This is a genomic window from Gordonia sp. LMA484 (genome assembly GCF_058129505.1).
On sequence record NZ_CM176700.1, the window covers coordinates 2,902,154 to 2,916,345 of the forward strand.

At 68.3% G+C, this 14,192-nt stretch carries 9 protein-coding genes; 3 read left to right on the forward strand and 6 right to left on the reverse strand.

Translation table 11 applies throughout. The features are described 5' to 3' along the window. Positions 1-135 precede the first annotated feature (135 nt). On the reverse strand, positions 136-1,866 hold the full coding sequence (locus AC4AMJ_RS12775) for a proline--tRNA ligase (protein ID WP_489918423.1): 1,731 nt from the start codon (positions 1,864-1,866) through the stop codon (positions 136-138). 39 nt (positions 1,867-1,905) lie between these two features. Here AC4AMJ_RS12775 and yaaA point away from each other — a divergent pair, with 39 nt between their 5' ends. Then, positions 1,906-2,646, forward strand: a complete 741-nt coding sequence (gene yaaA, locus AC4AMJ_RS12780; protein ID WP_489918211.1) for a peroxide stress protein YaaA — start codon at positions 1,906-1,908, stop codon at positions 2,644-2,646. A gap of 22 nt (positions 2,647-2,668) precedes the next feature. Here yaaA and AC4AMJ_RS12785 read toward each other — a convergent pair whose 3' ends face one another. From AC4AMJ_RS12785 to AC4AMJ_RS12795, 3 genes are all read right to left on the reverse strand, one after another. Beyond that, positions 2,669-3,202, reverse strand: coding sequence for a pyridoxamine 5'-phosphate oxidase family protein (locus AC4AMJ_RS12785; RefSeq protein WP_489918212.1), 534 nt, complete (start codon positions 3,200-3,202; stop codon positions 2,669-2,671). Positions 3,203-3,305: 103 nt separating this feature from the next. After that, on the reverse strand, positions 3,306-5,504 hold the full coding sequence (locus AC4AMJ_RS12790) for an alpha/beta hydrolase (protein ID WP_489894652.1): 2,199 nt from the start codon (positions 5,502-5,504) through the stop codon (positions 3,306-3,308). 109 nt (positions 5,505-5,613) lie between these two features. Continuing rightward, entirely contained in the window at positions 5,614-6,705 is a 1,092-nt protein-coding gene (locus AC4AMJ_RS12795; protein WP_489894651.1) for a class I SAM-dependent methyltransferase, read from the reverse strand. A 104-nt stretch (positions 6,706-6,809) separates the two neighbouring features. Here AC4AMJ_RS12795 and AC4AMJ_RS12800 point away from each other — a divergent pair, with 104 nt between their 5' ends. Then, positions 6,810-9,533, forward strand: a complete 2,724-nt coding sequence (locus tag AC4AMJ_RS12800) for a helix-turn-helix transcriptional regulator (RefSeq protein ID WP_489918213.1) — start codon at positions 6,810-6,812, stop codon at positions 9,531-9,533. A gap of 8 nt (positions 9,534-9,541) precedes the next feature. Here AC4AMJ_RS12800 and AC4AMJ_RS12805 read toward each other — a convergent pair whose 3' ends face one another. Together AC4AMJ_RS12805 and cobA are read right to left on the reverse strand one after the other, a co-directional pair. Continuing rightward, complete coding sequence (locus AC4AMJ_RS12805) at positions 9,542-11,062, reverse strand: DHA2 family efflux MFS transporter permease subunit (RefSeq protein WP_489894647.1); 1,521 nt, start codon at positions 11,060-11,062, stop codon at positions 9,542-9,544. Between the two features lie 92 nt (positions 11,063-11,154). Further along, positions 11,155-12,387: a uroporphyrinogen-III C-methyltransferase gene (cobA, locus tag AC4AMJ_RS12810; protein WP_489918214.1), complete on the reverse strand. Its 1,233-nt coding sequence runs from the start codon at positions 12,385-12,387 to the stop codon at positions 11,155-11,157. Positions 12,388-12,507: 120 nt separating this feature from the next. Here cobA and AC4AMJ_RS12815 point away from each other — a divergent pair, with 120 nt between their 5' ends. Beyond that, a complete protein-coding gene (locus AC4AMJ_RS12815) occupies positions 12,508-14,175 on the forward strand; it encodes an AMP-binding protein (protein WP_489918215.1) in 1,668 nt (555 codons plus the stop codon). Positions 14,176-14,192: the final 17 nt, after the last annotated feature.

The window sequence follows — 14,192 nt, forward strand, 5'->3', positions numbered from 1 at the left end:
ACCCGGAAATCCGCCGACAGAATCCGGTTTCGCGGCGACCGAACCCAACCGATCGCCGACAGAACCCGAAAATCCGTCGACAGAACCCGGTTTCGCCCCGACAGCATCCAGCAGGTGGCCAGCCGGGCCCCGAGATCAGGCGCGCGCAGCCCGGATGACCTCGGCCACGGCCTCCGCGACGGGCACCTCGGTCGCCTCCCCCGTGAATCGATCCCGGATCTCGATGGTCCCGTTGGCATAGCCGCGCCCGACCACCACGACGACCGGCATCCCGAGCAGCTCGGCGTCCTTGAACTTGACGCCCGGCGAAGCCTTTCGGTCGTCGAGCAGGACCGACAATCCTTGCGCGTCAAGGTCTTCGGCGAGCTGGTTTGCCCCCACGATCGCGGCCTCGTCCTTGTTGGCGATGACCAGATGTACCGCGAACGGAGCCACCGCCCGCGGCCAGCGCAGGCCCTTCTCATCGTGGGATTGCTCGGCGATGACGGCGACGAGACGCGAGACACCGACGCCGTAGGAGCCCATGGTCAGGCGCACCGGCTTTCCGCTCTCGCCGAGCACGTCAACCTCGAACGCGTCGGTGTACTTCTGTCCGAGCTGGAAGATGTGGCCGATCTCGATGCCCTTGGCGGACACCAGCGAACCCTTGCCGTCCGGCGACGGATCGCCGTCGCGAACCTCGGCCGCCTCGATGGTGCCGTCCGGCGTGAAGTCCCGCCCGGCCACCAGGTTCACGTAGTGTCTGCCCGGCTCGTCGGCGCCGGTGATCCACGACGTCCCGTCCACCACACGCGGGTCGACCAAAAAACGGACCCCGTTGGCCGCCAACGCCTTCGGCCCGATATAGCCCTTCACCAGGAACGGGTTCGCCGCGAAGTCCTCCTCGGAGAGGATCTCCACCTCGCCAGGTTCCACGGCGGCCTCGAGCCGCTTCATGTCGACCTCTCGGTCACCGGGCACACCGACACCGGTGACCTCCCATTCCCCGCCGGGCTGCCGGATCTTGACCATGACGTTCTTCAAGGTGTCCGAGCCGCTGTAGGTGCCCTCGAGCGTGGTGTTGGCCCACTGCACGAGGGTGTCGATGGTAGGGGTGTCGGGCGTGTCGTAGGCCTTCGCGTCGGGGAGGCCGTCGAACGGGATCGGTTCGGGCGCAGGCGTGATGACGGCCTCGACGTTGGCCGCATAGCCCGATTCCAGGCACCGCACGAAGGTGTCCTCGCCGACCTCGCTCTCGGCGAGGAACTCCTCGGAGGCACTGCCTCCCATCGCCCCGGAGGTGGCGGCGACGATGACATAGCGGATGTCGAGGCGGCGGAAGATCTCCTGGTATGCCTCGCGATGGGCGTCATAGGAAGCCTTGAGACCGTCGTCGTCGAGGTCGAACGAATACGCGTCCTTCATCACGAACTCGCGGCCACGCAGGATTCCGGCCCTGGGCCGTTCCTCGTCCCGGTACTTCGTCTGGATCTGATACAGGATGACCGGCAGATCCTTGTAGGACGAATACTCACCCTTCACCAGCTGGGCGAAGAGTTCCTCGTGGGTCGGCCCGAGCAACATGTCGGCACCCTTGCGGTCCTTGAGCCGGAACAACGCGTCGCCGTATTCGGTCCACCGGCCGGTGGTCTCGTAGGGGTCGCGCGGCAGGAGGGCCGGCAGCAGGATCTCCTGCGCACCGATCGCGTTCATCTCCTCGCGGACGACGTCCTCCACCTTCTTGAGCACGCGCAAACCCAACGGCAGCCAGCTGTACACGCCCGGCGCGGCCCGGCGCACGTAACCGGCGCGGACCAGCAGTTTGTGGCTGGGCACCTCCGCGTCGGCGGGATCGTCGCGGAGCGTGCGCAGGAACAGGGTCGACATGCGTGTGATCACGCTGGTGAGTTTAGTTATCGTGTTGCGGTGCTCGTCATCCTGCCTCCCTCCGAGACCAAGTCCGACGGTGGGCGCGGTGCCCCACTGGATCTGGACACGCTGTCATTCCCCGCGCTGAACCCGATCCGCAAGCGCATCGGCGAGGCCATCGTGGACCTCGCCGGCGATCTCGACGCCAGCCGCGAGGCGCTCGGATTGGGCCGCACTCAGCTCTCCGAGGTCGATCGCAACGCCGATCTCTGGCTCTCGCCCACGCGGCCGGCGATCGAGCGGTACACGGGCGTGCTCTACGACGCCCTTGATCACCGGTCGCTCACCCGGGCAGGCAAGTCGAAAGCCGCCGAGCGACTCGCCATCGGTTCGGCGCTGTTCGGGGTCGTCGGCGCCGGCGACATGATCCCGGCATACCGGCTGTCCGGTGGGTCGACGCTTCCCGGGATGCCGACGTTGGCGTCACTGTGGAAACCCGAGCTGTCGAACAGTCTCGACGAGGTCGACGATTTCGTCGTCGACCTGCGATCGGGCATCTATCAGCAGCTCGGTCCCGTACACGGGTCGGTCACGGCCACCGTCGTGACCGAGGCCGCCGACGGCAGTCGCAAGGTGGTCAGCCACTTCAACAAGCACTACAAGGGGCTGATGGCCCGTGAGCTGGTGCGCAGCCGACGGCAGATCCGCGACATCGACACGCTGGCCGCCGTCCTCTCGGATGCGGGTCAACGTGTCGAGATCACCGGGTCCGACCAGATCGTCGTGCTGACCGACTGAGCGCTCCTGCGCAGACGCGGCGTCAATCGAAGTCGAACAGGGTGGCACCGCCGGGTTCGACCGTCTGCAGCGCGGTGGCGCGCAGCGGCGTCACGCGGTAGACAGACCATGGCGGGCTACCGGCCGACGGAGCGCTGAACTCAGCGGTCAGGGCGGTGCCACTCTCATCGACGCGACACGGCCACCCACCGGCCGCCCAGCGGGCGGCCATCTCGGACACGACGGCCGGATCGGTGACGCGATGCGCCTCACCCTCGACGACCAGGTCGTAGTCACGCAGTGCCAGCGACATCGTGCAGCGCGGGTCGCGCGCCACGTTTCGTCCCTTTCGGGTGTGCTCACCGGTCTCGAACCACAGCGCACCGTCGTGCCACAGTGCCCCGACGCCGGTGACGTGCGGCCCGCCGTCGGCGTCGATGGTCGCCAACCACCACGTGTGCCGGTCGGGTCCGCCCGTGCCGGGTGCTTGGGTCACACCGGCGTCCAATGAGGCTGCGATCGGCGCCCACTCGAGCGTCGGCAGGTGGTAAAGGTCGGCCAGATTCTTGGTGTCCATGGTCAGACAGACCGGTCTGCGCGCCACAAGTCATCGCCGACCATTCCACACCGACCATTCTTCGCCGACCATTCCACGCCGACCTGCCCGCAGGTCCCGGCACTCAGAGCAGACCGGCGAGCAGGTCGGCGGCACGGGCCGCCCCATCGGTCTCCACGGGTCGGTAACACACCTGCTCATGCACCGTCTCGACGATTGTCTCGACGAGGCGCTCGGGGTCGCAGGCGTCCTCGTACTCCAAACACCGACCTGCGCCGTAGCGCTCCAGACGGTGTCGAACGTGGAAGTTCTGCTCGAAGTGATTGCGCAACGGCACATAGATGAACGGCCGCCCACTCAGGGTCAACTCCATGCAGGTGGTCAGCCCGCCCTGGACGACGGCGAGATCACACACCGAGAGGTATCGGTGCAGATCCGGGACGAAACCCCGGATGCTCATGCCCTCGGTGCGATCGTCGCATCGGCAGGTGAGCGCTTCGGGGTCGATCCGAGGACCGCACACCACGAGAAAGTGCAGTGCGGGAAGCAGTTGACGGGCGCGCGGTATGGCCGCGACCACCCGTTGCAGGAGCGCGGTGCCGACTCCGGAACCACCGACGGTGACGACGCACAGCAGTTCACCCTCGCGCAGTCCCAGCGACGCACGGACCTGCGCCGACTCCGCCTCGGTAGCGGGCGTGAAACCCGACACGTAGCCGGAGAATTCGAAGTTCTCGGCCGTCCACTCCCGGATGCCCGGCAATCCGTCGCCGAAGCTCATGTCGACCACGTCGTCGGGGTTGCCCACGAAGATCGACCGGTCGCGCAGCCGCCGATACCGCGCACGCTGCTCGATCATCTCGGCGTTGTAATCGGCGGTCAGCGCCTCCTCGTCGGCCCCACCCGAGGGCATCGGCAGCCACCCGACGAAGTCGGTCAACCAGGCAAACGGGAACCGCTTCAGTTCGGGATTCTCATGCATGAAGTAGTCGACGTCCCACGCCTCGTCCCCGATCACCAGGTCATAGGACGTCTCTGCGGCAACCTCGTCGAAGATCATGAAGTTGTGCACCAGGGTCTCGTCCATCCGCCTGATGGCCGCGAACGCGTTGAGGTCGTGGTCGGCGCATTCGTCCTCGATGTGCCGCGACTCGCTGGCCAGCCTGCGCGAGGCCGGGTGCACCGTTTCCCCCGCCGCCGCGAGTACCCGCGTCACCGGGTCCTGGGCCAGCCAGTCGATCTGCAGGTCCGGCCGGCGCGCCCGCAGTTCGGTGGCGATGGCGAGATCGCGCCGAGCGTGGCCCAGACCGATCGGCGACGACAGATACAGTGCCCGGCGCGGTCGGCTTCGCGACCGCGTCCAGGTCGTGGTCGCCGGGCGTGGCGGTGGATGAATCCGGTCGGCGAACTCGCGGATCAGGTGATTCATCCGGACCGGTTCACGGGTCGGCACGCCGTGCCCGACGCCGTCGAGCAGGACCAGCGATCCACCGGTCAATTCCGCCAGTCGTCGCGCTATCTCGGCGGGACGAACCCGGTCTTCGCTGCCGTGCACAACCAGCACCGGACAGGTGACCTGCTCACACAGCGGGGCGAGCGGGGTCGCGTCGGCGCCGTGCAGCCCCAGGCGCCCGGCCGTGGTGTCGGCGAGGGTGTCGGCGGAGATGTCAGCAGCCCAGCCGACGAAATCCTCGCGCTGTTTGGTCGAGTGGGGCTCGTGATACATGCGCTCGGCGAAGAACCGGATGAAGTCATCCAATCCGCCTTCGCGCCAGTAGAATTCGTTGTACTTCGCCCAGCCTTGGATACTGTCCGGCGGTCTGTCGTAGGCGAAGGCGTCGCGTTCGGGACTCGGTACGGACAGGCCACACGATGCCGCGACCGCGACGATGCCGGTGACGCGGTCGGGATTGCCCGCAGCAACATGCACCGACCAGGCGACGCCACACGAGAAGCCCACCAGCAGAGCCCGCTCGGTGTCGGTGGCATCCATCACCGCGACCGCATCAGCCGCGAATTCGGTGTCTGTGTAGGCCGCCGCCCCCACCGGCCGTCCCGACCTTCCCGAACCCCGGCCGTCGAAGGTGACGACACGATAGTGCCGCGCAAGGTAGGGGACCTGAAGCTTCCACACCCTCGAATCGATGATCGACCATGTGGGCATGAGCAGCACCGTCGGGCGGTCGGCCTCGTAGACGTCGTAGGCGAGCCGAACACCGTCGCGTTGCACCGAACCCGACCGGTCGGCGGGACGCGGACGGTGCCGTGCCACCCCGCATGGCTGTCCAGACGCCTGGGCCGAACGGGGTGGCGATGTCGACATCGTCTCGTCTCCTTCTGCGGCGTTCCGCCCTGGCCGCTACTGGGCGTTTTGCCGTTTATCGGCGTTTCTCAGTGTCCACCCGGGCGGCCTGACAGTCACGCGCCCCGGCTCAGGGTCTGACCTCCAACACCTGGTGGAACGGTGTCTGCGCCACTTGGTCGAAACGGGTGAAGCCCCCAGCCGTGGTGACCGCCCGGATTCTGGCGGGTCCGGCCTGGGTACCGAGTGCGAGTCCGACGTCCTGGGACAGCGATGCCGGAGTACAGAGCAGCGTCGAGAAGCCGTAATAGGTGCGGCCGACCGGGTTCAGGTTGTCCTCGACGTGATCTCCCGCGATCGGTTCGACGACCATCCAGGTGCCGTCGGCGGCCAGGGCTGTTCGTACATGCGCGGCCGCGCCGACCGGGTCACCCATGTCGTGCAGGCAGTCGAACATCGTCACCAGGCCGTAGTCCTGGCCGGTGAATTCGTCGGCGGCGGCGACCTCGAAGCGGACCCGGTCGCTGACCCCCGCCCGCTCTGCACGTTCCCGGGCAACCGCAATCGACTCGGGGTGATAGTCGTAGCCGACGAATGTCGACGCCGGGAATGCCTGCGCCATCACAATCGTGGACGCACCGTGGCCACATCCCACGTCGGCGACCGTCGTTCCCGAGGTGAGCCGGTCGACGACCCCGTCCAGAGCGGGTAGCCATGCATCGACCAGGTATGCGTTGTAGCTGGGGCGGAAGAAGCGCTCACATCCGAGGTGGACGTCGGTGTCGTGTTCGTGCCAGCCGACTCCGGCGCCCCCGCGGGCGGCCGCGATCACGTCGGAGGTGTCGTGCACGGTGCCGAGCGCGATCTGGAAGAGGCCGGGCAGGAATGCCGGGCTGTCCTCGTCGGTGAGGGCGACGGCGTGTTCACGCGGCAGGGAGTAGGTCCCGTTGCCCGGGTCGTAGGTGACGAAGCCGCCGGCGGCTTGGGCGTTGAGCCATTCGCGCGCATAGGGTTCGCCGGTGCCAGTCCGTTCGGCGAGTCCCGAGGGGGTACTCGGACTGTGGGCGGCGAGGTCACGGTAGTAGCCGAGTTTGTCGCCCACCATCACCAGTGCGGTGTTCAAGGTGGCTCCCACCTCATCCACCGCCCGGAACACGAATTGCATGAGTTTGTCGGTGTCGATCTCGGCGATTGCGTCGGTCGAATCCTGGGTCGTGGTCATGTCATCTCTCCTCTGTGTCGACTCCCCACGACCGTAGGAAGACAGGTCCCCCGGCCGCGTCCGGTGACCCCCCTGGTCTGGCGCTGCAGACCTAGACTCGGTGGGTGGTGGTCATCGGGCGTGCACACGAGCGACAGGTGATCGACCGGGTCGTGTCGGGCGCCCGGATCGGCACCAGCGGTGTGCTCGCGCTGACCGGCGAACCGGGCGTCGGGAAGACCGAGTTACTGCGCTGGACGCAGAGTCGGCTCGACGGGTTCCGCGTGTTGCGGGCCACCGGCACGGAGCCCGAACGTGAGGTCCCCTTCGCGGCCCTGCTCGCCGTGCTGCGTCCCGCGCTCGATCTTCTGGACACGATCGCTGTACCGCAGGCCCGAGCGCTCTCCTCGGCACTCGCGCTGGAAGTGGGCGAGGCCGGTGACCGCTTCGCCATCGGCGCGGCAACGCTCAGCCTGCTCTGCCGCTATGCCGAGGACGGCCCCGTCGCGGTACTCCTCGACGACATGCAGCTGATCGACGCACCCTCGGGCGACGCGCTCCTGTTCGCGGCGCGTCGGCTGAGCGCAGACCCTATCGCGGTCATTGTCGCCGGACGGGAGGGCGAGGTCGACGACGTCGTCGCGGGCATGGACCGGCTTCACCTCGCCGGACTCGACCGCGACGAGGTCCGCACACTCCTCGACCAGCTGCTGTCGGCGCCGGTCAACGAGGAGTGGGTGATGAGGTTGCACGAGCTCACCGGCGGCAACCCGCTCGCCGTCACCGAGCTCGCCGAGTACCCTGATGCGCTGCCGCCTCGGCCGTCGGGTGTGCCGGCACCGCTCTCGACCGCGCTCGTCGAGGCCTTCATCCGTCGGCTGCGTCCGCTCGACGAGACCGCGCGCTCGGTGTTGCTGGTCGCGGTGGTCTGTAACGGTGACCTGCGGCTCACCGGGGACGTCTGCGCCGCGCTCGACCTTGACCTGGCACAGCTTGCCTGGGCTGCCGATGCGGGACTGGCCCAGGTGACCGGCGGCGAGGTCACCTTCCGACACCCGCTCCTACGCTCGGCCGTCTACCGCGACGCCCCGGTGCAGCAGCGCCGATCCGTGCATGCCGCGGTGGCCGCCGCGCTGCCCGAGGACGACATCGACCGTCGGGCGTGGCAGTTCGCGGAGGCGCTGTGGGCACCGGACAGCGACGCCGCCGACCTGTTGCACAAGGCGGGCGACCGGGCCGCGGGGCGATCCGCGTGGGCGGTGGCCTCGGCCGCCTACGAGCGGGCCGCGCGGCTCAGCCCAGCGGCCACAGACGTCGCCGAACGGCTGCAGGCCGCGGCTGCCGCGGCGTGGTCGGCAGGCCTCGGCTCCCGCGCGCTCGCGCTGCTCGACGAAACCGACGCCCTTGACATCGAAGCCGGACATGCGGTGTCGCTGCCCTCACTTGAGCTGCGGGCGGTGATCGCGGCGCGCAGCGGTTCGCTGCGCACGGGGATCACCCTGCTGGAGCAGGCGGCGATGGCAGGCGAATCGGCGGACGTGCGGACCCGATTGCTGGCCGAGGCAGTGCACGCGAGTGTCTTTTTGGCCGACGGCTCGATTGCGCGCCGACTCGTCGTGCCTCTGGGGGAAGCGGTCGCGGCGGCCACCACCACCCGCGGCCGGGCTGTTGGATCGGTCGCGGCGGGTATGGCGAAGGTATTGGCGGGTGTCGGCGGCGTCACCGAGTTGCGCGGCGCCATGTCGCTGTTGACCCAGAGCCCAGAGTTGGCAGCCGACGAGGACAGCCTGTCGTGGCTGCTGTTCGCGTCGCTGTTTCTCCGCGACGCCGACACCGGACCCGGCCTGCGAAAGCGGATAGACCAGGCCCGGGACACCGCCGGTGTGGGACTGCTGCCGAGTCTGTTGTTCCAGGTGGCCCGCGACGCTGCGACGTCCGACTCCTGGCACAGGGCGGCGGCGGACTACTCCGAGTCGATCCGATTGTCGCGGGACACCGGGCAGACCACCGAGCTGGCGATGAGCTTGGCGGGCCTGGCGTGGCTTCAGGCACGTACGGGCCAGGCCGACGACTGCCGGATTCATGCGGACGAGGCACTGGCCCTCGGCCGTACCCGTGACATCCGCACCGCGCAGGTCTGGGCTCTGCTCGCCCTCGGTGACCTCGCCATGTCCGAGGGCGATGCCGAAGAGACGATGCGGCGACAGCTGGCGGTGGATGAGATGCTCGCCGAGCATGCGGTCGGCGACCCCGACCTGTCGCCGCGTCCCGATCTGGTCGAGACGCTGATCCGGCTGGGCCGAACCGACGAGGCGGCCGTCATGGCAAGGGAGTTCCTCAGCGTCGCCGACGAGAAGGGCCAGCCATGGTCGAGGGCGCGTGCGCGCCGCGCGTGTGGGCTCCTTGCCGAGAATTTCGACCGTGCGTTCCACGAGGCCTTGGCTCTCCATCAGGGCACCCCGGATCTGTTCGAAACCGCCCGCACCGAACTCGCCTTCGGCGAGCGATTGCGCCGGGCTGCCCGACGTGTCGATGCCCGCGACCACCTTCGTCAGGCCTTGGCGGTCTTCACCGAGCTCGGCGCCGGGCCGTGGGCCGATCGCGCGGCCACCGAACTCGACCTCACCGGCGAACGGGTCGCGCCGCGCGCACTCGGCGGCGTTGCCGCACTCACCCCGCAAGAGTTGCAGGTCGCGCTGCTACTTTCGGACGGACGCACCACCCGGGAGGCGGCCGCCGCGCTTTTCGTGAGCCCGAAGACGGTGGAATATCACCTGCGCAAGGTCTACCGGAAGCTCGGGATCCGCTCTCGCGGCGAACTCACCGAGGTCGTGTCGTCAACGCCCTGAGTGGCGCGTCAGTGCGCGCCGTGTTCGTCGACGTCGAGATTGGCATTGGCCGCCTCTTGGGCGGCCTGCCCTTCCGCGACCTCTTCCGGTGTGAACCGCATGAAGAGCACGACGATCGCCGACAGGACCGCGATCCCGGCGCAGCACGCGAAGGCCAGACCGTAACCGCTGGCCTGCGCGGCCAGCTGCGTGGGGTTCATGTCCTCGACGGGTCCGGTCGTACCACCCAGCGACAACGCGCGCGAGGTGACCGCGGCACCGACCGCGACGAGGCCGATCGCTCCGCCGAGGTTCTGGGCGACCTGCGCGAGCGCGGTGAGCGGGCCGATCTCGGTGGGCCCGACCCCGGCCACAACCGAGAGGGTCAGCGGGATGACGGCGAATCCGACACCGAATCCGATGACCACGACCGGCAGTCCGATGCTGGGGAAATAGTCGGGTGTGCCGGTCGCGATGGACGAGGCGTACAGACAGCCGGCCAGGATGATCGTGCCGCCGCACAGCACCAGCCAGCGGGGCTGGATGACCAACGCGAGCTTGGATGCGATCGCAGCCGCGATACCCAGTCCGAAGGCGAACGGCACCACTGCCATACCGCTCTGGATCGGCGTGTACTTCAGGATGCCCTGCAGGTAGAGCGAGATGAACACCGCCATGCACATCATGATCATGCTGGCGAGGAAGATCGCCACCAGCGCGGCGACCCGATTGCGATTCTCGAACAGGACGAACGGCAGGATCGGGTTGCTCGCCCGACGCTCGACGACGATGAAGGCCAGCAATGCCAGCCCACCCAGGATGAACGAGCCGACGACGAGCGGTCTCGCCCATCCGTCGGGCCCCTCGTTGACCGCCAGCACGAGCAGCGAGCAACCAAGAGTTGCCAGCACCGCACCGGGCACATCCAACGACAGCCGTTCCCCCTGGGACTCACGCAGCACGATGATGGCGCCGGCGGCGACGAGCACCCCGATGGGCACATTGATGAGGAAGACCAGCCGCCAGGAAACCTGAGTGAGGACGCCACCGAGGATCAGGCCGGCGACGGAGCCGATCCCGGTCATCGCCGCGTAGATGGCAAATGCCTGGCTGCGAGGTTTGCCGGGCGCGAAGGTGGTGGCCACCAGCGCCATCGCGGTGGGTGCGGCGATCGCCGCCGACGCCCCCTGCAGCGCGCGACCGATGATCAGACTCGACTCGTTCCAGGCGAGACCACACAGCAACGAGGTGAGCGTGAATGCGACCACGCCGACGACGAACATCCGTTTACGACCGAACGTGTCGCCGAGCCGGCCGCCGAGGAGCATCAACCCGCCGAACGCCAGGACGTAGCTGCTGATGATCCAGTTGGCGCTCGATTCCGACAGCTGCAGAGCGTCACGAATCCGCGGTAGAGCCAGTGCCGCGACGGTCCCGTCGAGCACCATGAGCAGCTGCATACCGGACAGGACCAGGATCGCCGGGCCGAAGACGTTGCGATAGACCGGCACAGCCGTGTGCTGGGGACTCGACGTTTCCGGTGCGGACATAACGTTCGACGGTACCGCCCCCCACACCGAATATGCCAATCGTCATTGGCCCGTTGGCCCCACGCGGGCCGGCCGGACGGCGGCGCGCAGGATCAGGTGGCGGCCTCGGTGAATCCGGCGACCTCGCCGATCACCACGATGGCCGGTGGACGCAGATCCTGTTCGGCGGCGGTCGCGGCGGCATGGGCCAGGTCCGTGCGCAGGACCCGTTGGGTCGGCAACGACCCGTTCTCGATCATCGCGACCGGGGTGTCGGCCGGCTTGCCTCCGCTGAGGAGTGCGTCGGCGAAGACGTCGACTCGTTCCACGGCCATCATCAGCACCAGGGTGCCGCGCAGGCGTGCGATCGCGTTCCAGTCGATGAGCGAGTCCGGATGTCCGGGCGGTACGTGCCCCGACGCGATGACGACTTCATGGGTGACACCTCGATGGGTCACGGGAATGCCCGCGGCGGCCGGCGCGGCGATGGGGCTGCTGATACCCGGCACGACAGTGACCGGGACTCCGGCCTCCACGCACGCCTGCACCTCTTCGAAACCCCGCCCGTAGACATAGGGGTCGCCGCCCTTGAGCCGGACGACGAACTTGCCGGCCTTGGCCCGGTCGACCAGGACGTCGTTGATGGCCTCCTGCTTCATCGCTCGTCCGTACGGCACCTTCGCCGCGTCGACGATCTCCACCTGCGGTCCGAGCTCGGCCAACAACTGCGCCGGGGCGAGACGGTCGGCGACCACCACGTCGGCCTGCTGCAGCAGTTTCTGCCCGCGAACGGTGATGAGGTCCGGATCCCCCGGCCCGCCACCCACCAATGCGACACCCGCGGCATGCGGGGCGTCGTCCTCGACGACGGCCAGCGAGCCGTCGGCCAGCGCCCGCCCGATGGCAGCCCGCAGTGCCGCCGATTGCCGATGGTCGCCGGCCGCGAGGACGCCGAACTGCAGATCCCGATGCCGGCCCGACGCCGGCGTCACCGCCGTGCCGAAGCGCGCGTCGTCGGCCCGGACGCAGAATGTATGACGGGCCTCGGCATCGGCGACCACACGGGCATTCACGTCGGGGTCGTCGGTGCAGGCCATCACGTACCAGGCGCCCTCGAGATCACCGTCTCGATATTCGCGGTGGCTCACCGAGATCCCGGCCGTCGACTCCACCGCCGGTGTCGGATCGATCGCCACGACGTGGACGTCGGCCCCGGCCGCGAGCAGATTCGGCAGGCGACGCTGTGCGACCGATCCGCCGCCCACGACGACGACCTTGCGACCGGTCAGATCGAGGCCGGCCAGATAGTGGTTTCGGTTGGCCCCGGAAGAGGCAGAGCGCGACATGGCTGCTGATCCTACCGACGCGACTGCTGGACTCGGAGACCCGACGCCACCGTCGGAGCCGCCCGCGTAACCTACGTGGCGTCGTGCCCGAAGGTAACCGGAATCACTCGGAGGTCACTGATGACGGGGTCGTCACAGATTCGTACGATTGCCGATCAACTTGCTGCGCGGGCCGACGATCCCGCGACGGCGCTGCTCGCCGACGAACGGTCCTGGACATGGCGGGACTTCGTCCACGAATCCTGCGTACGTGCGGCATTGTTGCGACGGTTGCGCAGATCCGGCCCCTGGCACGTGGGCGTCCTGATGGACAACGACCCCGAGTACCTGTTCCTCATCGGCGGCGCGGCGCTCGCCGGCGCCACCATCGTCGGGATCAACCCGACCCGCCGCGGCGCGGAGCTCGCCGCCGACGTCGCGCGCACCGACTGCCAGATCGTCCTCGTCGACGGCGCCCACCGGGAGCTGATCCCCGACCTCGGCATCGACGTGCGGTCTGTCGAGATCGGCTCGGCCGACTATCGGTCGCTGGTCGACGCGCACGCGGATGCCGGTCTCACGGAGTCCGTCGACCACCGCGGCGTCAACCACGACCTCCTCCTGCTGTTCACATCGGGCTCCACCGGTGCGCCCAAGGCGGTCATCTGCAGCTCCGCGCGGCTCGCGGCGATCGGCGATCTCAATGTCCGAGGTCTGGGCCGCGATGACGTCGCCTACAACGCGATGCCGCTGTTCCACGGCAACGCGCTGATGAGCGCCTGGGCCCCGATCCTCGCGACCGGCGGGACCTTTGCCATGCGACCTCGCTTCTCCGCCTCCGGCTTTCTCCCCGACGTCCAACGTTTCGGGGCGACATTCGTCAACTACGTCGGCAGATCGCTGTCCTACATCCTCGCCCGGCCCGAATCACCCGCGGAGTCGCGCACCCGCCTGCGCCTGGCGTTCGGCACGGAGGCGTCCACGACCGACCGGCTCGAGTTCACTCGCCGGTACCGCTGTCCGATCATCGAGTCGTACGGATCGTCCGAGGGCGTGTGCGTCATCCTGCGCGACGACACCACCCCGCCCGGCGCGCTGGGCATCCCGCGGAAAGAGATGGCACTGGAGATCCTCCACGAGGACGGATCACCGTGCCCGCCGGCCCGGTTCGACGACAACGGGATGATGTCCAACCCGGACGAGGCCATCGGGGAGATCGTCGCGCGCGGCGGTGGCGCCAGATTCGAAGGCTATTACCTCAACCCCGAGGCGACGGCGGAGAAGGTGCGCGACGGCGATTACTGGTCGGGCGACCTCGCATACCGCGACGGCGACGGGGTGTTCTGGTTCGCCGGACGCACAGCCGACTGGATACGTGTCGACTCGGAGAACTTCGCCACGGCACCCATCGAACGAATCCTCCTGCGCCACGACTCCATCCGCGCCGCAGCCGTGTACGCGGTCCCGGATCCGCGCACCGGCGACCGGGTCATGGCGGCCGCCGAGGTCCCGCCCGGTGAGACGCCGTTCGACACGATCGCCTTCGAGCGTTTCCTCGAGTCCCAACCCGACCTCGGAACGAAATGGGCACCGACACTCATCCGCGTGACGGCAGGCCTACCCCTCACCGCGACCCGCAAGATCGACAAGCCCTCGCTGAGACGCACGGCCTGGTTCACCGACGATCCGGTGTTCGAATTCGTCGACGGCGCTTATCGATTGATGGATTCGGCTAGGGTCGCCGAACTCACCGACGAGTTCCGTGCCCACGGTCGGCAGCACCTGCTCCCCCAGGTCGCTTCGGTGTGATCGGCGCGGCCGCGCTG

Coding starts and splice junctions, on each gene's coding strand:
- AC4AMJ_RS12805 (WP_489894647.1), bottom strand. CDS start 11,062: ATGTCCGCACCGGAAACGTCGAGTCCCCAGCACACGGCTGTGCCGGTC.
- AC4AMJ_RS12795 (WP_489894651.1), bottom strand. CDS start 6,705: ATGACCACGACCCAGGATTCGACCGACGCAATCGCCGAGATCGACACC.
- AC4AMJ_RS12790 (WP_489894652.1), bottom strand. CDS start 5,504: ATGTCGACATCGCCACCCCGTTCGGCCCAGGCGTCTGGACAGCCATGC.
- AC4AMJ_RS12775 (WP_489918423.1), bottom strand. CDS start 1,866: ATGTCGACCCTGTTCCTGCGCACGCTCCGCGACGATCCCGCCGACGCG.
- AC4AMJ_RS12815 (WP_489918215.1), top strand. CDS start 12,508: ATGACGGGGTCGTCACAGATTCGTACGATTGCCGATCAACTTGCTGCG.
- cobA (WP_489918214.1), bottom strand. CDS start 12,387: ATGTCGCGCTCTGCCTCTTCCGGGGCCAACCGAAACCACTATCTGGCC.
- AC4AMJ_RS12785 (WP_489918212.1), bottom strand. CDS start 3,202: ATGGACACCAAGAATCTGGCCGACCTTTACCACCTGCCGACGCTCGAG.